Source organism: Pseudomonas sp. Z3-8, from assembly GCF_051131975.1.
GTDB lineage: Bacteria > Pseudomonadota > Gammaproteobacteria > Pseudomonadales > Pseudomonadaceae > Aquipseudomonas.
The window spans coordinates 3568241-3590034 of the sequence record NZ_CP071643.1; the positions used below are offsets into that span (position 1 = coordinate 3568241).

Consider the following 21794-nt stretch of genomic DNA (forward strand, 5'->3'; position numbering starts at 1 on the left):
CGAGCGCGGGAACGAATGCCCGCGCCCAGGCTGCGTCAGCGATAGGTCACGCCGGTCAGTTGCTCGGAGATGGCCCAGAGCCGTTCGGCATCCGCCTGCGCGTTCGCGGCAGGCGGCGTCTTGGCGAAACCCAACGGACCGCGCCTTTCATCGTCCCCAGTCGGTCCGTAATAAGCACCGCCCACGGCTCGCACAGCGGTAGCGGCATACAACGTGGGCAACGCGCCTTGCGCCGCCGAGTGGTACGCGTCGCGATCCTTTGCCCAGCGCTGGCCGAACTCGCTTTCGAGGCCGGGCCCGCGCGCGACCAACTCGGTGACCGCTACCCCGGGGTGCGCCGCCATGCTGCGAATACCCCAGTTTTCGGCATCACTGCGCCGCTGCAAGGCAAACGCCCAGTGCAGGACCGCCAGTTTCGATTGCGCGTAGGCCGCGTACGGGTCGTATTTGCGCTCGAACTGCAGGTCATCGAAATTCATCGTGCCGCGCGTCGCCGCAATACTTGAAAGGCTCACAACTCGGGCGTCCTGGCTCTGGCGCAAGAGCGGCACCAGCAGGCCGGTCAGCGCGAAGTGTCCCAGATAATTGGTCGCCAGTTGCAGTTCGAAACCGTCGGCAGACGTACCGCGCTCTGGCGGCGCCATGATGGCGGCATTGTTGATCAACACGTCGAGGCGCGGCAGCTTGCTCTGGAGACGCTGGGCCAGCGCGCTTACCGATGAGAGATTGGCCAGGTCCACGGCCTCGAATTGCACCTTGGCATCGGGCACGGACTCGCGGATACGAGCGATGGCCTCAGCGCCGCGCTCCGGGTTGCGGGCGGCGATAATGACGTCGGCACCGGCACGCGCCAATGCCAGCGCATCTTCATAACCCATGCCGCTGGTGCCGCCGGTGATCAGGACAATCCGGCCTTTCTGCGACGGTATGTCGCTGGTGGACCAGTCGGGTTTGGGTGCAACGCGAGCCGATGCTTCGACGCTGATGGCGCTGAACAGCGCTACGCCCGCAGCGAGCGTCCGGGCCAGCGTGATGATCCGGCCCAGGTTGGGCGAAAGTCCGATTGCGGGGATTGTTGTTCTATTCCACATGACTGGCTTCTCTGGTGGGGGTGATGAAGGGGTATGGCCAGTGTTCACTGGATGGAGCACGCATCGGCCAGCTGCAGGAAGCTGACGTGCCGGAGTTCACCCTGGGTATCGACATAGGTCATCTTGGCCCGCACCACCTCGCACACCGACGGGCTCGGCGCCTCGATGCGAATGGCCTGGGCCACGTCCAGCGGCATGCCGTATTCGTAAGCCGGGGGATTGGTTTGCTCTTTCGCATAGAGCGGCGCACCGCCTAATGCGATGACGGCCAACAGACTGGCGATCGACAGGTTCTGAATGTTCATAGTGGTCTCCACAAATGCCCTTACCGGGATAGTGGTTGCACTTTATGAGGGGGACACTGACGTCAAGGTGACCGGCGACTGACAGGAACATGTCAAACGCCGGCGCGGGGAAAAACGCGGTGGCTCAGCCAACGGGATATTGATGTGCGGCCTCTTCGCGAGCAGGCTCGCTCCCACAAGAAATCGGCGTTTACCTGGGATTCTTCGGCTGCTGGAGATCCACTGTGGGAGCGAGCCTGCTCGCGAAAGCGCCGTCTTGGCCGACGGCGATGTTGACGCTTCGCGAGCCAGCGACTAGCGCGCCGCCTGGCTCGTCAGGGAAAAGCCGAAGGTGTTGAGTCCGTCCTTGCTGTGGGCGAACACCCGCCCACCGTGCATCGACGCCACCGCCCGCACGATGGAGAGCCCCAGGCCATGATGCGCGTCACTTCGGGCCCTGGCGACGTCAGCTCGATAGAAGCGTTCGAACAGATGCTCCAGGTGCACGCTTTCGATCGGTTCGCCGGCGTTGGAAACGCTCACCCTGGCCTGCATGCCATGGTTTTCCAGACTCACCGTGATGGTGCTTGTCGGCACCGCGTAGCGCGCCGCGTTTTGCAGCAGATTGGCCAGGGAACGGTGGAACAGACGCCGATCGATGCACACGCGCATGTCGCCCTGGATCACCACGCTCAACTGTTTGTCGTGCAGGACCGGCTCCAGGTATTCCACGGTCTTCGACGCTTCCTCGTAAAGCGAGACATCGCTCAGCTCGGTTGCCCGCTGGCCGCTTTCGGCGCCCGCCAGGAACAGCATGTCGTTGACGATGGTGCCCATTCGTTCCAGTTCTTCGAGATTGGACTGCAACAGGTCCTGAAGCTCATTCACGTCCCGCCCGTGGGCCAATGCGACCTGGGTCTGCCCGATCAGGTTGGTCAGCGGCGTTCGCAGCTCATGGGCCACATTGGCGTTGAACCCTTCGAGCTGGCACCAGGCGGCTTCCTGGCGCGCCAGGGCGCCGTTGAACGACACCGCCAGCTCCTGCAATTCGCCAGGCAGCGCCTGCGTGTCGAGTCGCTGCTTCGAATCCCCCGGCGGCAGGCTGTTGGCCTGCCGGCTCAGGCGCCGGACCGGGCCCAGGCCAAAACGCGCGATCCAATAGCCGAGCAGCGCCACCAGCACGACCCCCAGCGCAGAAGTCAGGATCAATATCCGCGTGAAATCATCCAGTGTCTTCATGAACGGCGTCGAATCCAATCCCACGATAAAACGCAATTCCGGACGGCTGCCCATGGCCGCAATGGTCTCGACCATCAGCACCATCGGGCGGTCCCGGTCGGGCAGATCGAGGGTGGCGAAACCATCCGGGCGCTTCGACCAGTCCAGGCCGTCCGGCATCGGCCCGCCATAACTGTAGGCCGGGTCGTCGACCACCACCCAATAACGCACGCGCTCATCCGCGGGCGTCAGGCCATCGAGCTTTTGTCGCAAGCCGACCCAGAACGCCGGCGAATCGTATTTGGCGAGCACCGGATCGAGCACCGAATGGCGCAGGATCAGCTCGTTCTGCATCTGCTCGTCGAGCGACTGCTTCAACGAACAGCGCAACAGCGTCGCACTGACCGCGGTGATCAGTGTGACTGCAAGCGCGAACATCAACGCCAGTCGCTTGGCTATGGATCCCTTCATCACGCTGTACCCGCTTGCCTGTCACTGAGTTCACGGCTCTCCAGCACATAACCCATGCCGCGCACGGTATGCAACAACTTGCGCGGATACGGCGCATCCACCTTGGCCCGCACCCGCTTGATCGCGACCTCGACCACATTGGCGTCGCTATCGAAATTCATGTCCCAGACCTGCTCGGCAATCATCAACTTGGAGAGAATCTCACCCTGGTGTCGCGCCAGCAGGCTCAACAGGCAGAACTCCTTGGCGGTCAGGTCCAGGCGCAGCCCGGCCCGGGTAACCTTGCGCGCCTGCAGATCGACCTCCAGGTCGTCGATGCGCAAATGCGTCGGGTCGGCGGCGTCATCGGCACGCCGTCGGATCAATGCCTGGACCCGCGCAACAAGCTCGGCGAAGGAAAACGGTTTGCCCAGGTAGTCGTCAGCACCCTCGCGCAGCCCTCGGACCCGATCATCCACCGTGCCCCTGGCCGACAACATGATCACCGGCGTCTTCTTGTGCAGGCGCAAGCCCTGCAACACGCCGTAGCCGTCCTTGCCCGGCAGCATCACATCCAGGATCACCACGTCGTAATCCATTTCCAACGCGTAATGCAGGCCATCGATACCATTGGTCGCGACATCGACAATGTAGCCAAGCTCGCTCAAGCCACGATGGACATAGGAAGACGTTTTTTCTTCGTCCTCGACGATGAGCAACCGCATCGGATATTTCCTCCAGCAAAGGGGTGCGCTGTACAGGCGCTCATGCATGTTTCAAGCGGCCCGGGCAGACCGGTACAGCGTCCAGCAGAGTATCGGGCCGAAGGTGTCCGCAGCCTGACCGCTTCCTGACATTCCTGTCAGAATTGGCGCGGCCGTGCCGGCAGTCCGACTTATGGCCGCCCCTCGAAATTGACCATCCAGGCGACCCCGAAACGGTCTTCGAACATCGCAAAGCGCTCCGCCCAGAAAGTCTTGCCCAAGGGCATCTGCACGCTGCCGCCGGCACTCAGGCCATTGAACAGCCGCTCGGCCTCCTCCGCGCTGTCGACATTGAGAGACACCGACACGCCTTGCGGCTTGCTGAACGGTTGGCCGGGCGCGCAGTCGGAAGCCATCAGGCTGAAGCCGCCCACGGTCAGGCAGGTGTGCATGATCAGATTGGGGTCCTTGGGCATGCCGACGTCCTCGGGCGCCTCGGCAAAGGACATGGAAAAAAGCTCGCCGCCCAGCACGTCCTGGTACAACGCGAAGGCTTCCTTGCAGCGGCCGTTGAAGGTCAGGTAGGGAATGATTTTCATGCTCTGCTCTCCTGTCTGCGGTTTCACGATTGATCGGATATCTGCGCTCGCAAACGTTCTTCCTGCTCGCGCAACTCGGTGGTAAAAGACTCGCCGAAATCCTCAGCCTCGAAGATCTGGCGAATTTCAATCTCACTGTCGCTGACCATAGGGTTGGGGCAGCGCTTGACCCAGTCGACAGCTTCCTGCAACGACTGGACCTGGAAGATCCAGAAGCCGGCGATCAATTCCCCTGTTTGGGCAAACGGGCCCTGGACGACGGTCCGGTTGTTTCCGGCAAACTGTACGCGAACACCCTTGGCACTGGGATGCAGGCCTTCACCGGCGAGCATCACCCCGGCCTTGACCAGTTCTTCATTGTAGGCGCCCATGGCGGTCAGCAGCTGCGCGCTGGGCATTTCTCCGGCTTCGGATTCGGGACTGGCTTTGACGATCACCATAAATCGCATGCTCATAGCTCCTCAGAGTAGATGGATCAAGCCGTCCGTGTGGCGGCTCTGCAGGTTAATCGAATGGCGATGACGCAAATCGACAACCCGAGGCGATTTTTTTGAACCATCGCGTGTAGGGCGTCCAGTTACTCACGATTCGTGAAGAAAGCTTTCACGGGCCGTACCTTCGTACCACAGCGCGCTCGCCCTAGAATGGGAGCAACAACCAAAAGGAGTTTCGAGCGATGTTTGCCTCATTTGAATCGGGTCGATGCCACGTCAACGGTATCACCGTCAACTACCGCAAAGGCGGCAGTGGCCAAGGTTTGCTACTGCTTCACGGGCACCCTCAGACTCACGTGATGTGGCACAAGATCGCCGAGCCGCTGGCGCAACATTTCACCGTGGTGGCGGCGGATCTTCGGGGCTACGGCGACAGCGAAAAACCGCCGGGCGACGCGCAGCACCTGGCCTACTCCAAACGGCAGATGGCGCTGGACGGGGTGGAGCTGATGCGCGAACTGGGATTCATAAAGTTTGACGTGTTGGCTCACGACAGGGGCGCACGAGTGGCCTGTCGGATGGCGATGGATCACCCGGACGCAGTAAAACGCTTGATCGTTCTGGATATTGCTCCGACGCTGGCGATGTACGAGCAGACCAATGAAGCTTTCGCCCGCGCCTATTGGCACTGGTTCTTTCTGATTCGCCCAGCCCCTTTTCCCGAGACGCTCATTGAAGCGGATCCGCAGTTGTATCTGCGCAGCGTCATGGGGGCTCGCAGCGCGGGCATGGCGCCCTTCACCGAAGCGGCATTGGCCGAGTATCTGCGTTGCCTGAGACTACCGGGGGCAGCCCATGGTCTGTGTGAAGACTACCGGGCCAGTGCCAGTATCGATCTGGAGCACGACAAGAGCGACCTGCAAGCCGGCAGGAAACTCTCACTGCCGTTACTCGCCCTATGGGGAGCTGACGGCGTTGTGGGCCGCTGCTTCGATCCGCTTGGCGAATGGCAAAAGGTTGCCGGCGACGTCCGGGGAAAAGCCCTGCCGTCGGGGCATTACATTGCAGAGGAAGCGCCAGGGCTTCTGATTGACGAGGTGCTCGGGTTCCTGCTCCCACCGGTCCCCGGCGCCAGGTGATTTCACGCGGCGAAACTTCCTCGGCATCAATTACGAACATTTCCAGAGGCTGAAAATTCACGCTCCAGCGTCTATGGTAGATACTTGCAACGGCGGCCATCGTCCAATAACAAGATCGCTGTGAAGGCCCTTCGCGGGCCTCACGCCTGATGGAGCAATTCATGACCCTGCATGACACGCAGACGATCCCCGGCGAACTCGCGGCGTTCGTCAACGACCACTTTTCCGGGCGCGGCCTCAGGCCGGACGGGGTCATTGCGCAATCCTGGTACCGCAGCGTCGTGGAGCACCGGCTCGATCCTGGCGCGCCGAGCCGCAAGAATATCCTGAGCGCCGACGCCATACGGCGTCATCAGGAACAGCACCAGCAATATCTTTCCATCGCCAGCCAGGGCGTCAGCGGCCTGGCCCAGCGCGTGGTGCCAGCCGGTTTTGCCGTACTGCTGAGCGACGAGCATGGCATCACCCTGGATTCCCGGCTCCCCAGCCAGCACGACATCTACACCCGATCGGGGCTGGTAGTGGGCGCGCAGTGGGACGAGTCGGTGGTGGGCACCAACGGTATCGGTACCACCCTGGCGGCGGCGCAGCCGTTGATCATTCATCGTGAGGAGCACTTCCTGGCATCGAATTTCAGCCTGAGTTGCTCGGTGGCGCCGATCTTCGATGCCCAAGGCTTGTTACGCGGCTGCCTGAATGCGACCTGCATGAACAACGAGGGCCCTCGGGAAAGCCAGTACCTCACGCTGCAACTGGTGATCATGTATGCGCGGCTGATCGAGAACGCAGACTTTCGCCAGCGCTATCGCGACCGCTTGACCCTGTCCCTCAAACCCATCGATGAAATTGCCGATCTGGCCAACGAGCAACTGCTCGCGCTCGATGAAAGTGGTCGCGTCATCGGCGCCAACCGTGCCGCGTTTGTCGCGCTGGAGCTGGCAGATCAGCCGGCACTGCTCGGCACGCTCATCGACAGCCTGCTCCCGACTACGGTGGACGAACTGCTCCGGCTCACCAATGGCGGCGCCCAGGGTGTGCGCTTGCGCCGTCGTCAGGATGAAGCATTGCTGGACGTCGGCCTGCGTATCCCTTCCGAACGGCACCGCCCGCTGCCCGTCGCCCGCCCGGCCCCTGAGGCTCACCCGGATCTGCAGCAACTCGCCGGTCTCGACGCCCGGCTGCAACAGAACGTGCGACGCGTGCGCAAGGTGATCGACAACGGCATCCCGATCCTGATTACCGGCGAGACCGGCACCGGCAAGGAGGCCTTTGCCCGTGCCATCCACCAGGCCAGCCAACGTCGCGCCGGGCCTTTCGTGGCATTGAACTGCGCGGCGATTCCGGAAACGTTGATCGAGAGCGAGCTGTTCGGCTATCGCGCCGGCAGTTTCACCGGCGCCAACCGCAAAGGCATGAAAGGCAAACTGGAGCTGGCAAACGGCGGAACCCTGTTCCTTGATGAGATCGGCGACATGCCCGCCCATTTGCAGACCCGTTTGCTGCGGGTGCTGGCGGAGCGTGAAATCTCGCCTCTGGGGGCCGAGGTGCAGGTGACCCTGGATGTCCAGGTGATTTCGGCTACACACCAGGACCTGCAGGCGATGATCGGCGACAAGCGCTTTCGCGAAGACCTGTTCTATCGCCTCGCCGGCATGAACCTGGCGCTGCCGGCCTTGCGCGAACGCAGTGACCGGGCCGAGCTGATCGACAAATTGCTCGCCGCCCAACCTGGCGCCCGCGGGTTACGGCTGAACGCCGATGCGCGCCAATGCCTGATCGACTACCCGTGGCCCGGCAACATCCGCCAGTTGCTCAATAGCCTGCGCTACTCGGTGGCCCTGGCGGAAGACGGCGTGATCGACCTGGATTGCCTGCCCGGCGAATTACTCTCACCGCAAGCGCTGCGATTGCCTGGCAGCACCCAACCGTCGACCAGCAACCTGGGTGAACAACTCGGGAGCGAAGAGGCCCGTCAACTGCTGGGCACCTTGCGTCGGCTGCGCTGGAACATCAGCGCCGCCGCCACCGAACTCGGCGTTTCGCGCTCGACGCTGTACCGCAAGATGAAAAAGCACGGCGTCGTCGCGCCTAACGATCAGCCCTGACGCTACTGGAAGGCTTTCGACAGCCCCGTGGTGAGGGAGCTTGCTCCCGCTCGGCTGCGAAGCAGTCGTAAACCAGCGGCTGCGGTGCATCTGATGCTCCGCGTTTCGCCAGGTTTGGGGTCGCTTCGCAACCCAGCGGGAGCAAGCTCCCTCGCCACGGAAGCCCGTTTTCGCTCGGGCAGCATCAGGCGGGGAGCCGACATTTTTCCAAGCACAGGTGATGATCAGATTTGGATGTAAACCACATGAGTATGGGTGTACTCATACAAACCGTGCTTGCCATCCGCGCCGCCGCCACCGAACTCGGCGTTTCGCGCTCGACGCTGTACCGCAAGATGAAAAAGCACGGCGTCGTCGCGCCTAACGATCAGCCCTGACGCTACTCGAAGGCTTTCGACAGCCCCGTGGCGAGGGAGCTTGCTCCCGCTCGGCTGCGAAGCAGTCGTAAACCAGCGGCTGCGGTGCATCTGATGCTCGGCGTTTCGCCAGGTTTGGGGTCGCTTCGCAACCCAGCGGGAGCAAGCTCCCTCGCCACGGGATCCCGGTTTCCCTTTGACCGCATCAGGCGGGGAGCCGGCATTTTTCCAAGCACAGGTGATGATCAGATTTGGATGTAAACCACATGAGTATGGGTGTACTCATACAAACCGTGCTTGCCATCCGCGCCGCCGCAACCGAACTCGGCGTTTCGCGCTCGACGCTGTACCGCAAGATGAAAACGCACGGCGTCGTCGCGCCCAACGATCAGCCCTGATGCTACTCGAAGGCTTTCGACAGCCCCGTGGCGAGGGAGCTTGCTCCCGCTCGGCTGCGAAGCAGTCGTAAACCAGCGGCTGCGGTGCATCTGATGCTCCGCGTTTCGCCAGGTTTGGGGTCGCTTCGCAACCCAGCGGGAGCAAGCTCCCTCGCCACGGGATCGCCGTTTTCCCTCGGACAGCATCAGACGGGGAGCCGGCATTTTCCCAAGCACAGGTGATCAGATTTGGATGTAAACCACATGAGTATGGGTGTACTCATACAAACCTTGCTTGCCATCCGCGCCGCCGCAACCGAACTCGGCGTTTCGCGCTCGACGCTGTACCGCAAGATGAAAACGCACGGCGTCGTCGCGCCCAACGATCAGCCCTGATGCTACTCGAAGGCTTTCGACAGCCCCGTGGCGAGGGAGCTTGCTCCCGCTCGGCTGCGAAGCAGTCGTAAACCAGCGGCTGCGGTGCATCTGATGCTCCGCGTTTCGCCAGGTTTGGGGTCGCTTCGCAACCCAGCGGGAGCAAGCTCCCTCGCCACGGGATCCCGGTTTCCCTTTGACAACATCAGGCGGGGAGCCGGCATTTTTCCAAGCACAGGTGATGATCAGATTTGGATGTAAACCACATGAGTATGGGTGTACTCATACAAACCGTGCTTGCCATCCGCGCCGCCGATACCGGATTTGCGCGCCCCCGCATGAAAACCCTGCATCGCTTCGAAATTCTCCCGGTTGATGTAGGTTTCGCCGAAATCCAGTTCATGGCTGGCGCGCATGGCCGCGCTCAGGCTGCGGGTATAGATCGATGAGGTCAGGCCGTATTCACTGTCGTTGGCCAGGGCGATGGCTTCGTCCAGGTCATCGACAATCTGGATCGGCAACACCGGGCCGAAAATCTCCTCGCGCATGATCGCCATGTCGCCGCCACACCCGGCCAGCACCGTCGGCTGATAATGAAAGCCCTGGCCCTTGTCGGCCACCGCGCCGCCGGTGACCACTTCGGCCCCCTGCCCCGTGGCGGTCCGGACCATTTGTGCGACCTTGTCCAGCGCCGCCTGGTTGATCAGCGGGCCCATGTCCAGATTGTCTTCGGCCAGCGGGTCGCCGTAGCGGGTCGCGGCCATCGACGCGGCGATCTGCTCGATGAATTGATCCGCAACCTTGCGTTCGACGTACACCCGCTCGGCGCAATTGCAGACTTGCCCGCTGTTGATCACCCGCGACGCGGTGACCGCCTTGACCGCCAGCGCCAGGTCGGCGTCCGCCAGCACGATCGCCGGGGCCTTGCCGCCCAGTTCCAGGTTGAGCTTGGTGATGTTCGGCGCCGCTGCGGCCATGATTCGCGAGCCGGTGCCGACGCTGCCGGTGAAGCTGATCAGGTCGATGCCGGCATGGCTGGTCAGGTCATGTCCCACGGTTGCGCCGGTGCCGCTGACCACGTTGAACACGCCTGCCGGCAAGTCGGTCTCGGCGACCAGGCGGGCGAACTCGAAGCAGTTGATCGGGGTTTCTTCGCTGGGCTTGATCACAATGGTATTGCCGGTCACCAGCGCAGGCGCCATCTTGCGTGCGATCAGGAAGAACGGGAAGTTCCACGGCAGGATGCCGGCCACCACACCCAGGGGTTTGCGCAACAGGAAGATGCTTTCGCCGGCGCGATCGCTGGTCAGCACCTCGCCTTCAAGGCGCCGCGCCCATTCCGCCATGTAATCCAGATAGTCGGCGGTGAAGTTGACCTCCACCCGCGCCAGCCCCAGCACCTTGCCCTGTTCGGCGGTGATGATATGGGCGAGGCGCTCGGCGTTGTCGCGCACTTTGCTGGCGATCTTGCGCAGGTAACCAGCGCGTTCGATGGCCGGGCGGGCCGCCCAGCCTTTCTGCGCCTTGCGCGCCGCGGCAACGGCCGCTTCAACCTGTTCGCCGCTGGCTTGCGGCACCCGCGCCAGCAAGCGTCCGTTGGCCGGGTTGTGCACGTCGATGCTCGGTTCGCTGGGGACAAAGGCGTTGGCGATGAAGTTCTGGTAATCGATGATCTCGGTCATGGGTCTGCTCTCGCGGTCAGTGTCGAAAGCGATGCAGAGGCGCACCGGCCCCTGCGTCGCGGGCGTTCATTTGGCGCTGAAGGTTTTCCAGACGCCGCCTTCCTGCTGCAGATCGTGGGCGCGCTTGATCAGGTATTGATGAATCTGCTCGACCTGTTCCGGCGTGAAGGCATCGGCAAAGGACGGCATGCCGTCAGGTACTCGGCCGCCATAAAGAATGCCGAGGAACATCTGGTGTTTTTCGCTGGTCAGCTTGCGCAGGTCCGGCAGCACGCCACCGCTGACGGCATGGATGCCGTGGCACTGCGAGCAGTAGCCGTCATAGAGCTTGCCGCCGGCGTCCACCGCCGCCATGTCAGCGGTCAGCGGCGGCGGTTTCGGCGTGTCGGCAAGCGGCGCCGGCTCGTTGAGTTTCGCGGTGCCGCCCAGTTTGTAAGTCAGCACCTGGGAGAACGGCCGCACCCCGGCGCGCAGGGACAAAGCCCCGGCAAACGTCGAGAAGGCTCCGCCCCAGCCGGCCATGAAGGTGACGTATTGCTCACCGTCCACGCTGTAGGTAATCGGCGCGGCCATGACGCCACTGGCCGCCGGCTGCTCCCAGAGCTTCTTGCCGGTGTCGGCGGCGTAGGCGATCACCCGGCCATCGGCGCTGCCCTCGAACACCAGGTTGCCGGCGGTGCTCAAGGTGCCGCCGTTGAAGATCGTCACATAAGGCACTTCCCAGGCCGGTTGCTGCTTGACCGGATCCCAGGCAATCAGTTTGCCCGACCAGCCCTTGGCCATTTCCAGCAGCCCGTCGGCATCCTCCGGCATCATCCCGGTGCGCAGGCCCAACTGGTACATGCTCTTGAACGGGTTGCGCTTCGGCGCCTCGGGGATGTGCTCGTAGTAGGCCGACATGATGTGCGCCGGGATATACACCAGGCCCGTGTTCGGGTTGTAGGACATCGGCTGCCAGTCGTGGGCGCCCCAGAACGCCGGTGTTACCAGTTTGCGCTTGCCATCCTTCCAGTACGCAGCGTTCTCGTCGTCGACGATTGGCCGGCCGGTCTTCATGTCCATGCCCTTGGTCCAGCTTTGCGGCACGATCCCCTTGGCCGACAGCAGCTCACCCGTGGCGCGGTCGATCACGTAGAAAAAACCGTTCTTCGGCGCCTGCATCAGGACCTTGCGCGGCTTTCCATTGATCGGCAGTTCCGCCAGGATCATGTGCTGGGTGGCGGTGTAGTCCCAGGCGTCTCCTGGCGTGGTCTGGTAGTGCCAGGCGTACTCGCCGGTGTCGGCATTGACCGCGACGATGGATGACAGGAACAGGTTGTCACCCTTGGCCTGGCTACGCCATTTCGGGTCCCACAGCGAGCCATTGCCCACCCCGATGTACAGCAGGTTCAAGTCCGGGTCGAAAGCGAAAGAGTCCCAGGCCGTACCGCCCCCGCCCTGGGCCACATAGGCATCGCCGTGCCAGGTCTTGGCGGCGATCGCCATGGCCTTGTCTTCCGGCGGCAGCTTGGGGTCACCCGGTACCGTGAAGAAACGCCAGGCCTGCTTGCCGGTTTCAGCGTCGTAGGCCGTGACGTAACCGCGTACGCCGAACTCGGCGCCGCCGTTGCCGATCACCACTTTGCCGTTGACCACCCGCGGGGCCCCGGTGATGGTGTAGCTGCGCGAGTGGTCGGCGCGGGTGTCCACCGACCAGGCGCGCTGGCCAGTCTTGGCATCGATCGCCTCCAGGCGCCCGTCGAGCACACCCACGTAGACCTTGCCCTTCCATACCGCGACACCCCGGTTGACCGCATCGCAACAGGCCTCGCCGGCGCGGTTGCGGTCAGACTTGGGGTCGTACTTCCAGATCAGCTTGCCGTCGCGCGCATCCAGGGCGTAGACCACGGAGAACGGACCGGTGGTGTACATCACGCCATCGACCACGATCGGCGTGGCCTCGACACCGCGGTCCAGGTCGAGCTTGTAGCTCCACGCGAGGCCCAGCTGGCCAACGTTCTGGTCGCTGATTTTGTTCAGGGGGCTGTAGCGCTGCTCGTCGTAGGTCCGGCCGGTGCTCATCCAGTTACCCGGCTCCCGGTCGGCGGCAATGATGCGCTTGCCATCGACATTCGCCGGCATGTCCTGCGCCCAGCCTGGGGCGGCATTGAGGGTAAGCGCCAGCACGATAAATAACGTCTTGAGGGGAACGCGCAGGGACGCGTTCGCAGAAGCAGTAGGCACGGCGAGGCCAATCTGTGTCATGGGAGACTCCTGGTTCTTATTAGTAGCGAAGCCATTGCGCTGCGCACCAGAAGAAGAGCAACCCCCATGCCACCGTTATGAATATCGCTGCAACCCCCGCAGTACGCGGCCCTCGTCCCTGGCCGCCAATTGCGTCCGCGTGCGACAGCTGTCGCATTGGCCGCGACAGTTGTGCCGGACCTGACACAGCAAAAGTCGACACTCGACGCGGTGGAATATGACTGGCTCGAAGCGCACACCGGCCCAGAAACTGGTCGAAGTGCGCGGACCTGCTATCTTGAAATACACACCTGTGTAGTTGCGATTCCATATGTATTCAGGTTGTGCAGGGAGTTATGAAAGCAATGGATCTGCGCGCTATCGATGAATCGGCCAAATCTTCCTTTTGCGGCGAGTGCGATGTGATCGTCGTCAATTACAACGCCGGTGAGCTTCTGCTGGCGTGTGTAGCGTCGGCGTTTGCCGCCGGCGCTTCCAGAGTGATCGTGGTGGATAACAATTCCCACGATGACAGCCTGGCGAGGCTGGAGCGTACCCACGCCGGCGACGACAAGCTTGAAATCGTGCGCAATGCCGCCAACCTCGGCTTCGCGGTGGCGTGCAACCAGGGTGCCCGCCTGTCGGAAGCCACCAATTTGTTTTTCTTGAACCCGGACGCCGTGCTGGAAGCCAATGCCATGGACCGTTTGCTCCTGGCACTGCGCAGCTCGCCCAAGATCGGCATGGTCGGAGGGTTCCTGTGCAACCCGGACGGCAGCGAGCAAGCCGGTGGGCGCCGGGTGTTCCCCACGCCCCGGCGCGCCTTCATGCGGGCTTTCGGACTTTCACGGCTCTCGATGTTTTTCCCATCGGTTCTGTCTGATTTCCTATTGCACAAGGAGCCGCTACCCAGCACGCCCACTGTGGTTGAAGCCATCTCCGGAGCCTGCATGCTGGTCAAGCGCGAAGCCATCGAGAGCGTCGGGTTGTGGGACGAAGAGTACTTCCTGCACTGCGAGGACCTGGATTGGTGCATGCGCTTCCATCAAGCCGGCTGGAGCGTTCTGTTCGTGCCTGATGCTCAGGTGAAGCATGTGTTCGGAGGCTGCAGTCGGCATCGCCCGTATTTCGTCGAATGGCACAAACACTTGGGTTTCCTGCGCTTCTATCGCAAATTTTTCCGCCGCAAATACCCCGCCATCCTATGGATCAGCGTGGTGATCGGAGTCTGGTTTCGATTCAGCCTGATGGTCCTTCGCCACGCGACGAGCCGATTTAAAAATGCAAGCAACCTATGACAACAGACTTCAATTTGCGGGTAGGCATACTGGGCGGTTCCAGTTTCCTGGGCCGACGCGTCCTGCCATTGCTGGTACGAAACGGCCACCTGACAAGCGCCTTCACCCGAAACCTGTCCAAGGTTTCGTCCTGCCCGGGAGTGACCTGGCGAGAGGCTGACGACTGGCAGGGACTGACGCTGGACACACTGCTGTCCTTTGCTCCCATCTGGGTGTTGTCCGACTATCTGGAGCGCCTTGCCAGCACCCAGGTCAAACGCGTTGTCGTCCTGTCTTCCACCAGCCGTTTTGCCAAGCACGCATCGCCCGACCCTCGGGAAAGAGACGTGGCGCAACGCTTGATACGTGCAGAAGAACAACTTGAGCAGTGGGCGACCGAACGGCAGATCGAATGGGTGATCCTGCGACCGACCCTGATCTATGGCTTTGGTGGCGACAAGAATATTTCGGAAATCGCTCGTTTCATCCAGCGCTTTGGATTTTTCCCACTGATCGGTGGCGGCACCGGGTTGCGCCAGCCAGTGCATGGTGATGATGTTATCCAGGCTTGCCTATCGGCCATGAACATGCCTGACTTGGCCAGTGCTGGCTACAACCTGTCGGGGGGAGAAACCGTGCCGTATCACACCATGGTGCGACGCATCTTCCAGGCCATGGGACGCCCGGTTCGAACAGTGCCCCTCCCAGCCAAGGCATTGGGTTGGGGCGTTTCGATCATGCGCTGCCTGCCACGCTACCGGCACCTTTCCAGCGCGCTGGTGGCCCGGATGAACCAGGACCTGGTGTTCGACCACTCGCAGGCCAGTCAACAGTTTGGCTTTGCCCCCAAGGCGTTTCAGCTGCTGGATGAGGATTTGCCTGGACGCTGAAACGGCTTTGGCGATAGGTAGGATGTTTTGTGCCTGCCTGCCGAAAATCCAATGTGGGAGCGAGCCTGCTCGCGAAGGCAGAGTGTCAATCAACGAAGATATTGGATGGGCCGGCCATTTCGCGAGCAAGCTCGCTCCCACAGGGGATCTGCGGCGTAGATGCATTTTGCGGCTGCCGAAAATCCAATATGGGAGCGAGCTTGCTCGCGATGGCGGAGTGTCAATCAACGAAGATATTGGATGGGCCGGCCATTTCGCGAGCAGGCTCGCTCCCACAGGGGACCTGCGGCGTAGATGCATTTAGCGGCTGCCGAAAATCCAATGTGGGAGCGAGCCTGCTCGCGATGGCGGAGTGTCAATCAACGAAGATATTGGATGGGCCGGCCATTTCGCGAGCAGGCTCGCTCCCACAGGGGACCTGCGGCGTAGATGCATTTAGCGGCTGCCGAAAATCCAATGTGGGAGCGAGCCTGCTCGCGATGGCGGAGTGTCAATCAACGAAGATATTGGATGGGCCGGCCATTTCGCGAGCAGGCTCGCTCCCACAGGGGACCTGCGGCGTAGATGCATTTTGCGGCTGCCAAAAATCCAATGTGGGAGCGAGCTTGCTCGCGATGGCAGAGTGTCAATCAACGAAGATATTGGATGGGCCGGCCATTTCGCGAGCAGGCTCGCTCCCACAAAGGGGCTGCGGCGTAGATGCATTTTGCGGCTGCCAAAAATCCAACGTGGGAGCGAGCTTGCTCGCGATGGCGGAGTGTCAATCAACGAAGATATTGGATGGGCCGGCCATTTCGCGAGCAGGCTCGCTCCCACAGGGATCTGCTGCGTAGATGCATTTTGCGGCTGCCAAAAAATCCAATGTGGGAGCGAGCCTGCTCGCGAAGGCGGAGTTACTGTCAACGAGGATGCCGAGGGGTGACCTTATCGCGCCCTACCCCTCCGCGCCGGGCTCGTCGCGATGTACGTGGGCTTGCCACGCCCCCCATTTGCTTTCGAAGTACGCCTGGTTTTTGCCCCAGAGGGCCTGGTATTCGCCGCTGGCGATCAGCTTGCTGAACGAGGCCTGCCCGTAGTGATGGATAAACGCATCTTCAGCGCAGACCGTGCGGTAGCCGGCAGCCTGGACACGACGGCTGTAGTCGTCATCTTCGAACAACCCGATACCGAACGTTTCATCTAGATACCCCACCTCATCGAAGGTAGTTCGACGAAAGGCGACACAAAACATCGCGAGCATGGAAATATCGAACGACTGCCCCTTACGGGCTTCGGTGTAGTGGTCTGCAAACGCCTGCATCCGTTGGATGTCGGTATAGGAAATCTCGATCTTCGCTTCGTTTCCTACCGCATTCGTGACCGGCCCGACCAGGCCGATGCTCGGATCACGCAAATGCCTGACCAGCGGATCGAGCCAACCGCCCGGCACCACCGTGTCGTTATTTAGCAGTAGCAGGACGTCACCGTCGGCTTCTCGTAAACCCTGGTTGTTCGCCGCAGCGAAGCCCCGGTTGTCCGGGTTGAGGATGATCTTCGTGAACGGTACCTCACGGCCCAGGCGTTCAAGATAATCTTGCGTACCATCGTCCGAGCCGTTGTCGACGACAATCAGTTGGTAATTGGGCCAGGTGGTATTACGCAGAACACTGTTTACACATTGAATCGTCAGATTGAGGTTGTTGTACGTCACGATCACGATGGAGACTTTCTCGTACAGCCCGACGATGGCAAGTTGCATGCTATCAAATCGATCCTTCCAATCGTTGGCCCGAGCGAGCTCCACACGCCGCTTGTAAAGGGCCAGATCGCGCTCGGCCAGGGCACGCTCGATCTGCTCGATGAACTCATCGACTCCGGTTGCGAAGTACAGCAGGTCCTTGTAGATGGCGATCTCCGCCAGCGGCGTGGAGATAACCGGTTTGCCGGCGCTGATGTACTCGTAGAACTTCACCGGATCGACCGCATGGGTCACGTTGTAAAGCCTGAAGGGAATCAGGCACGCGTCGAAATGATCCAGGTACAGCGGCATCTCGGTGTACGGCTTGCGGCCCAACAACCGCACATTGGGCTTGTGCTCGAGCCCCGCCAGGTCCTCGACGAAAATATCCCCCACCAGGATGAAATTCCACGTCGGTCGCAAGTCCGCCAACGCCGCTAGCAGTGGATAATCGAGCCATTCAGCCAAGGCGCCGTAATAGCCAATCACCGGGCCGACCAGCCCGCTCAGCACATCGTTGGTAAAACAGTGCTGGTGGAAAAAAGCAAAATCCACAGCGTTTCGCACCAGCACGCAGCGAGGGTTATGGGCGCACCATTTCTGGTAAAGCAACGCCGCGGAAACGGTCACCAGATCAGCCTGGGCAATCAGCGTCTTTTCCTCGCTCAGCAGCTGTTCGCCGATGTTCGGAAAACCATCCCAGTCGTCCATGCAGTCATAGTGAATGCGCCAGCCATGCAGCGCGCGCAGGCTGAGTACCACGGGGCTCCAGTAGGCAATATGCACCACCGAGAGGGCGGTTCTGATCTGCATGTCGGTGACCAATGCAGCAATCGCGCGCAGCAACGCCTGATGGTTCTCAGGCGTCACTATCTTTTCGTAATAGGCCATTTGCACATCGCGATGCAGCGCCACCTCGAAAAGATTGGACGCCACTGAGGTCACTCGATAAAGCTGTCCCTGCTCCGGCACACTGGATGGAACGATATAAAACACCCGATAACCATTGCTCGCGAACTGGCTCATCAACTGCTGCGGTCGCTGGAAGCGCGCGGCCCAGTCGATATTGGCGAAGCAGAGAATATCCAGCTGCCCTCTGGTGGCGAAATCCGCTTGTACCTCAACGTTCGGCAACGGTTCCGGCGCTGCCGGGTAGACGATTGCCGGGGCCGTTTCAGGAAATTCCCGGGTCGCGGCAAACCCATAACGCAGCACCCGGAACAGCGTACGCAGTGGCCGGGTGAAACGCCACGAACGGGTGTTCTGCAGGAAGTCGACTTTCGCCAGCGCGGTATCGCGCTCATTGACGGCCGCATCTCGCTGAGCCAAGGCGGCGTCCCGGTCGATCAAGGTGCTGTCGGGCTTAAGCATGCGGGTACCGATGCAGCGGCGTGCTGTCATCCGGCGGCCACATGGAACTGCGCGAGCCCGGCCGGTAGAACGTTGCGGTCAGGCTACGACGGGAAGAATGGCAGCCACTGACTACGGGCGTGACGGCATGCCAGGAATTATCCGAGCGCACCAGGATCGCCGAATTACCCACCAGGGGCTCGATCTCGGCCGCCACTGCGCTGGGATCGTTGCGGTGCAGGATGTTCAGGCAACCGCCGTCGTTGCGGTCCCAGGACTCATTGAAATAGAGGATATGGGTGACCAGTTTATCGGGCAGGTCCGGATGGGCGCCCAGGCTCGCACCCGGACCATAATGAAAGACATTGACCTCCATCGGCACGCTGCGCAGATCGATCCCAGTCATGTGCGACATGGCTTCGCGATAACCAGCCGAGCCAAGATCCCGAGCCAGCCGCAACCATGCCTCGCTCAATTCCTGCGCATGAGCGATGGTATCGTCGCCCATGCCCAACAAGGCTCGTGCCTCGTAGTCATAGTTTTTTTCACCGCCATAACCACTCACCGTCTTGAAGTGATCATGAGGAAAAGACGCTGTCAACGCGGCGGCATCCTCGGCCGAGTAAAGGTTGCCGATTTCAGCCCATGAGAACGGCTGATCCTTTAGCGCCGCTGGCGTGAGACGAGAGAGATCTAGCATTGTCGGTTCTTGTTCGCTGTCAGGTTTCTGATACCACGGGCGATGGAACGCAGTGGCGCGGTCATTCGGAATGAATTGGAGTTCTGCAGCTCACGCATCCTGGCATCGCTGCGAGCCAGTTGCTCACGGAGCTGGATGATCCGTTGCTGTTGGGCAAGCTCCCGTGCTGCCAGATCCTGCGCGGGTTCGTTGATCTGCGGCACAGGCATGACCGGACTCACCGGCGACTCAGCTGGCACTGGGTCGTACGTCTCGGCCGCGGCTTCGAGCAGATTGGGCAAGTGCTGTAGAAAAGCCCCCAGCACCGGCTGCGACGCCGTTTTACCTTGGCGAATGATCTCAGCGACCCGGTCCCAATGCTCCACCAACTGATCCGCCGCCGCACGCGCCAAGGGCGATGGCTGAGTCTTGCCCACGCGGGCGAGGAACCATTGCGGATCGACCGTCGCGACGTTCGGCAACGCATGCAGCGTGTCGAACCCAGCCAGCGCCGTGTACTTGCCCGTGGTCAGGTCCGCCGAGCAAAACACCGGCACGCCAAACGCCAGGGCGGTGATCGCCAGGTGATAGCTATGGCCGATCACCGCTTGGGCCTGGCTGAGAATTTCGGCCATGAGCAACGGCTCCGGCCAGAACGGCAAGGTGATGGATCCGGGCAGCCGACCGGCAATCACTGACGGATCGTCACCCAGGACCGGTCCAATCGGCACCACCACGAACTGGTAGCCCAGGAACGCCTCGGGGTGGTCTTCGAACAATTTTACAAAGGACTCCACCACATGGATGGCGTGGATCACGATGTAGGCCCCGGTCAGCCCGGCATGCTCGCGCAGCCGAACAAACTCGGCCGAGGGCCGTTGCTCATCAATCAGGCGCGGCAAGCCGAACGCGGTGTCGGGCAGCACTTCGATCTCGATTTGCTGGCTGAGCGCGCCGAGGGTATCGCGCGACAGGGCATCACGGACGCGCACGTACCGGCTCTGCTCAAGGGCCATCGTCAATAACGGCCTGGCCCAATCGGGGATACTGTTGCAATGCATCCCCGGTGCATTCCACATGACCGGAACCGCATGCTGCAGCGCGATGAGCGCGGGGGTCAGCCAATAACCGGTAGGGTGATGGATGTCCGCAGTGGTCGGACCATAGCCATGGGCAACGACTTTATCGAAACGGATCAGGAAACCACCACCGATCAACACGCCATCCAGGCTTGCCGCTACAGCGGGCAGCTCTGTCAACGACGTCACGGCATAGGGCCATTCGGATGGGCTTTTCCCGTGATAGGAAAACCGCTGCAGATTGACCGAACCCAAGCGCCGGGCCAGCTCTGCCTCGGCGATGATGGGGAACAGCAGGTCACCATAGTTTTCTACGTCGAAGGTGCCGAAGATAGCCACCTGCCACGTGCGCTCATCCAAGTGTTCCGCCAGGTCCTCCTCTGCTTGAATCCCGCAAGTCTTGGGAAGCGACTCGGCCGCTCGCGGGTCGACGCTCTGCAATCCCAGGTCAACCATGCCGAGGAAATGCTTGTGGCTGGGCAACATGTCGAACGCCAAGGGCGCGACTTGCTTCTCGATCAGTTGCGAGGTGTCTTCCGTCGCGCCATGCAACAGCTTGAGCGTGATGTGGTAACGCCCCTCGGCGAGGTTAGCCGGGAAGCGCACCGTAATGGCCGTATGCCGCCAGCCGTTTTCGACCGGGCCCGGTTGCAGGGCAAAGTTGCCCCCGCCGATCACCAGCAGCCTCGCTTCCTGGATAGTGAAGCTGATGTTGGGTTGAGTGATCGACTCATGCAGTAACGCTTCAACACGAATCTCGATGTCGTCGCCGTACAGGTAACTCGAAGAAAGCTGCCGAGTGTTGGTGAAGCAGGCGGCGCTGATGTGTCCCTCCGCGGTTCCAAAGGCCATCCCCTGCTGACCGCCAATAAACGACTTTTGGGTAACCGGTATGACCCCGCCACTGGCCCATCGACGTTGCTCGTCACGCATGTCGAGCAAATGCAGCTCGGCCATTTCATCGGGCGAGCCGCTGGCAACGACGCGGCCTGCGCGCAGATAGATGACCCGGTGGCAAAACCGTTTGACCATGCTCATGTCGTGGGAGACGAACAGCAGCGTGGTGCCTTTGGCAGCCAGTTCTTCCAGGCGGTTCAGGCACTTGAATTGAAAGGATGCATCACCGACGGAGAGGGCCTCGTCGACGATCAGGATCTCCGGTTCCACACAGACCGAAACGGCGAAAGCCAGCCGTACCAGCATCCCGCTGGAATAGATTTTGGTGGGCTGGTCGATGAAGTCGCCAATGTTGGCGAAGGCGATGATGTCATCGAAACGAGCGTCGATTTCCGCGCGACTCAAGCCCAGCACCGCCGCGTTCACATAGACGTTCTCGCGGCCGCTGAACTCCGGATTGAAGCCCGACCCGAGCTCAAGCAACGCCGCAATCCGGCCATGCCCGCGGACGCTGCCCCGGGTCGGCATCAACGTTCCGCAGATCAGTTGCAACAAGGTGGATTTGCCACTGCCGTTACGGCCGATAATGCCGACGGTCTCCCCCCTTGCGATGGTCAGGGAAACATCGTCCAGGGCCCAGAACTCGCGGTAGAAACGCTTCCTGCCGCGCGCCAGCATCTGCAACAGGCGGTCCTTGGGTGCATCGTAGATCTGATAACACTTGCTCAGGTTCTCGGCGCTGATGGCCACTTCAAACGACATCGGCAAAGCCCTTCCATGAGTCACTTCCATTTGCGGCACTACTGAATCATTCCTTCGCTGGGCACTGCCGATGAGTTAAGCACAAAACGGGAAAAAAACTTCGAAT

The 21794-nt window shown here is 61.3% G+C and carries 15 protein-coding genes and 4 pseudogenes; 7 read left to right on the plus strand and 12 right to left on the minus strand.

Translation table 11 applies throughout. The features are described from left to right. Nucleotides 1-35: 35 nt before the first annotated feature. The 6 genes from J3P94_RS16080 to J3P94_RS16105 all read right to left on the minus strand — a co-directional run bounded on the left by J3P94_RS16080 (nucleotide 36) and on the right by J3P94_RS16105 (nucleotide 4795). On the minus strand, nucleotides 36-1091 hold the full coding sequence (locus tag J3P94_RS16080; RefSeq protein WP_434568769.1) for an SDR family oxidoreductase: 1056 nt from the start codon (nucleotides 1089-1091) through the stop codon (nucleotides 36-38). 44 nt (nucleotides 1092-1135) lie between these two features. Further along, complete coding sequence (locus J3P94_RS16085) at nucleotides 1136-1396, minus strand: DUF2790 domain-containing protein (RefSeq protein ID WP_434568770.1); 261 nt, start codon at nucleotides 1394-1396, stop codon at nucleotides 1136-1138. Between the two features lie 294 nt (nucleotides 1397-1690). Next, nucleotides 1691-3064 carry a heavy metal sensor histidine kinase gene (locus tag J3P94_RS16090; RefSeq protein ID WP_434568771.1) on the minus strand — a complete coding sequence of 458 codons (1374 nt, stop codon included), beginning with the start codon at nucleotides 3062-3064 and terminating at the stop codon, nucleotides 1691-1693. Beyond that, on the minus strand, nucleotides 3064-3768 hold the full coding sequence (locus J3P94_RS16095) for a heavy metal response regulator transcription factor (protein WP_434568772.1): 705 nt from the start codon (nucleotides 3766-3768) through the stop codon (nucleotides 3064-3066). Before J3P94_RS16095 ends, J3P94_RS16090 begins: the two co-directional genes overlap by 1 nt. Nucleotides 3769-3938: 170 nt before the next feature. After that, a complete protein-coding gene (locus J3P94_RS16100; RefSeq protein ID WP_434568773.1) occupies nucleotides 3939-4346 on the minus strand; it encodes a VOC family protein in 408 nt (135 codons plus the stop codon). Between the two features lie 23 nt (nucleotides 4347-4369). Beyond that, on the minus strand, nucleotides 4370-4795 hold the full coding sequence (locus tag J3P94_RS16105) for a YciI family protein (protein WP_434568774.1): 426 nt from the start codon (nucleotides 4793-4795) through the stop codon (nucleotides 4370-4372). A 227-nt stretch (nucleotides 4796-5022) separates the two neighbouring features. Between J3P94_RS16105 and J3P94_RS16110 the strand changes: the two genes are divergently transcribed. The 5 genes and pseudogenes from J3P94_RS16110 to J3P94_RS16130 all read left to right on the plus strand — a co-directional run. Beyond that, nucleotides 5023-5919, plus strand: coding sequence for an alpha/beta fold hydrolase (locus J3P94_RS16110; RefSeq protein ID WP_434568775.1), 897 nt, complete (start codon nucleotides 5023-5025; stop codon nucleotides 5917-5919). A gap of 161 nt (nucleotides 5920-6080) precedes the next feature. After that, a complete protein-coding gene (locus tag J3P94_RS16115; protein ID WP_434568776.1) occupies nucleotides 6081-8024 on the plus strand; it encodes a sigma-54-dependent Fis family transcriptional regulator in 1944 nt (647 codons plus the stop codon). 314 nt (nucleotides 8025-8338) lie between these two features. Beyond that, nucleotides 8339-8401: pseudogene (locus J3P94_RS16120) on the plus strand (hypothetical protein); the annotation flags it as partial. 311 nt (nucleotides 8402-8712) lie between these two features. Then, a pseudogene (locus tag J3P94_RS16125) lies at nucleotides 8713-8778 on the plus strand (hypothetical protein); the annotation flags it as partial. 309 nt (nucleotides 8779-9087) lie between these two features. Continuing rightward, nucleotides 9088-9153 (plus strand): annotated as a pseudogene (locus J3P94_RS16130) (hypothetical protein); the annotation flags it as partial. 224 nt (nucleotides 9154-9377) lie between these two features. On the opposite strand, the gene aldA reads toward J3P94_RS16130, so the two are convergent. Next, complete coding sequence (aldA, locus tag J3P94_RS16135) at nucleotides 9378-10814, minus strand: aldehyde dehydrogenase (RefSeq protein ID WP_434568777.1); 1437 nt, start codon at nucleotides 10812-10814, stop codon at nucleotides 9378-9380. A gap of 66 nt (nucleotides 10815-10880) precedes the next feature. Next, nucleotides 10881-13058 (minus strand): PQQ-dependent dehydrogenase, methanol/ethanol family, encoded by a 2178-nt coding sequence (locus J3P94_RS16140; RefSeq protein WP_434568778.1) that lies wholly within the window; start codon nucleotides 13056-13058, stop codon nucleotides 10881-10883. A 344-nt stretch (nucleotides 13059-13402) separates the two neighbouring features. Between J3P94_RS16140 and J3P94_RS16145 the strand changes: the two genes are divergently transcribed. Both J3P94_RS16145 and J3P94_RS16150 read left to right on the plus strand, forming a co-directional pair. Beyond that, complete coding sequence (locus J3P94_RS16145) at nucleotides 13403-14335, plus strand: glycosyltransferase family 2 protein (RefSeq protein ID WP_434568779.1); 933 nt, start codon at nucleotides 13403-13405, stop codon at nucleotides 14333-14335. Then, entirely contained in the window at nucleotides 14332-15204 is an 873-nt protein-coding gene (locus tag J3P94_RS16150) for an NAD-dependent epimerase/dehydratase family protein (RefSeq protein ID WP_434568780.1), read from the plus strand. The genes J3P94_RS16145 and J3P94_RS16150 overlap by 4 nt, the downstream gene beginning before the upstream one ends. Nucleotides 15205-16138: 934 nt before the next feature. On the opposite strand, the gene J3P94_RS16155 is transcribed toward J3P94_RS16150, so the two are convergent. From J3P94_RS16155 to J3P94_RS16170, 4 genes and pseudogenes are all read right to left on the minus strand, one after another. Continuing rightward, the gene (locus J3P94_RS16155; RefSeq protein WP_434574203.1) at nucleotides 16139-18292 is read right to left on the minus strand and encodes a glycosyltransferase; all 2154 of its coding nucleotides are present in this window, start codon (nucleotides 18290-18292) and stop codon (nucleotides 16139-16141) included. Beyond that, nucleotides 18285-18971 (minus strand): 2OG-Fe(II) oxygenase, encoded by a 687-nt coding sequence (locus tag J3P94_RS16160; protein WP_434568781.1) that lies wholly within the window; start codon nucleotides 18969-18971, stop codon nucleotides 18285-18287. The genes J3P94_RS16155 and J3P94_RS16160 overlap by 8 nt, the downstream gene beginning before the upstream one ends. Beyond that, on the minus strand, nucleotides 18965-20485 hold the full coding sequence (locus J3P94_RS16165; protein WP_434574205.1) for a polysaccharide pyruvyl transferase family protein: 1521 nt from the start codon (nucleotides 20483-20485) through the stop codon (nucleotides 18965-18967). Before J3P94_RS16165 ends, J3P94_RS16160 begins: the two co-directional genes overlap by 7 nt. After that, a pseudogene (locus J3P94_RS16170) lies at nucleotides 20462-21688 on the minus strand (ABC transporter ATP-binding protein); the annotation flags it as partial. The gene J3P94_RS16165 and the pseudogene J3P94_RS16170, both read right to left, overlap by 24 nt. Nucleotides 21689-21794 lie beyond the last annotated feature (106 nt).

What these genes read in the sequence shown, in the direction of transcription:
- J3P94_RS16080 (WP_434568769.1), bottom strand. Translation starts at nt 1,091, where the DNA reads ATGTGGAATAGAACAACAATCCCCGCAATCGGACTTTCGCCCAACCTG.
- J3P94_RS16085 (WP_434568770.1), bottom strand. Translation starts at nt 1,396, where the DNA reads ATGAACATTCAGAACCTGTCGATCGCCAGTCTGTTGGCCGTCATCGCA.
- J3P94_RS16090 (WP_434568771.1), bottom strand. Translation starts at nt 3,064, where the DNA reads ATGAAGGGATCCATAGCCAAGCGACTGGCGTTGATGTTCGCGCTTGCA.
- J3P94_RS16095 (WP_434568772.1), bottom strand. Translation starts at nt 3,768, where the DNA reads ATGCGGTTGCTCATCGTCGAGGACGAAGAAAAAACGTCTTCCTATGTC.
- J3P94_RS16100 (WP_434568773.1), bottom strand. Translation starts at nt 4,346, where the DNA reads ATGAAAATCATTCCCTACCTGACCTTCAACGGCCGCTGCAAGGAAGCC.
- J3P94_RS16105 (WP_434568774.1), bottom strand. Translation starts at nt 4,795, where the DNA reads ATGCGATTTATGGTGATCGTCAAAGCCAGTCCCGAATCCGAAGCCGGA.
- J3P94_RS16110 (WP_434568775.1), top strand. Translation starts at nt 5,023, where the DNA reads ATGTTTGCCTCATTTGAATCGGGTCGATGCCACGTCAACGGTATCACC.
- J3P94_RS16115 (WP_434568776.1), top strand. Translation starts at nt 6,081, where the DNA reads ATGACCCTGCATGACACGCAGACGATCCCCGGCGAACTCGCGGCGTTC.
- aldA (WP_434568777.1), bottom strand. Translation starts at nt 10,814, where the DNA reads ATGACCGAGATCATCGATTACCAGAACTTCATCGCCAACGCCTTTGTC.
- J3P94_RS16140 (WP_434568778.1), bottom strand. Translation starts at nt 13,058, where the DNA reads ATGACACAGATTGGCCTCGCCGTGCCTACTGCTTCTGCGAACGCGTCC.
- J3P94_RS16145 (WP_434568779.1), top strand. Translation starts at nt 13,403, where the DNA reads ATGGATCTGCGCGCTATCGATGAATCGGCCAAATCTTCCTTTTGCGGC.
- J3P94_RS16150 (WP_434568780.1), top strand. Translation starts at nt 14,332, where the DNA reads ATGACAACAGACTTCAATTTGCGGGTAGGCATACTGGGCGGTTCCAGT.
- J3P94_RS16155 (WP_434574203.1), bottom strand. Translation starts at nt 18,292, where the DNA reads ATGCTTAAGCCCGACAGCACCTTGATCGACCGGGACGCCGCCTTGGCT.
- J3P94_RS16160 (WP_434568781.1), bottom strand. Translation starts at nt 18,971, where the DNA reads ATGCTAGATCTCTCTCGTCTCACGCCAGCGGCGCTAAAGGATCAGCCG.
- J3P94_RS16165 (WP_434574205.1), bottom strand. Translation starts at nt 20,485, where the DNA reads ATGGTTGACCTGGGATTGCAGAGCGTCGACCCGCGAGCGGCCGAGTCG.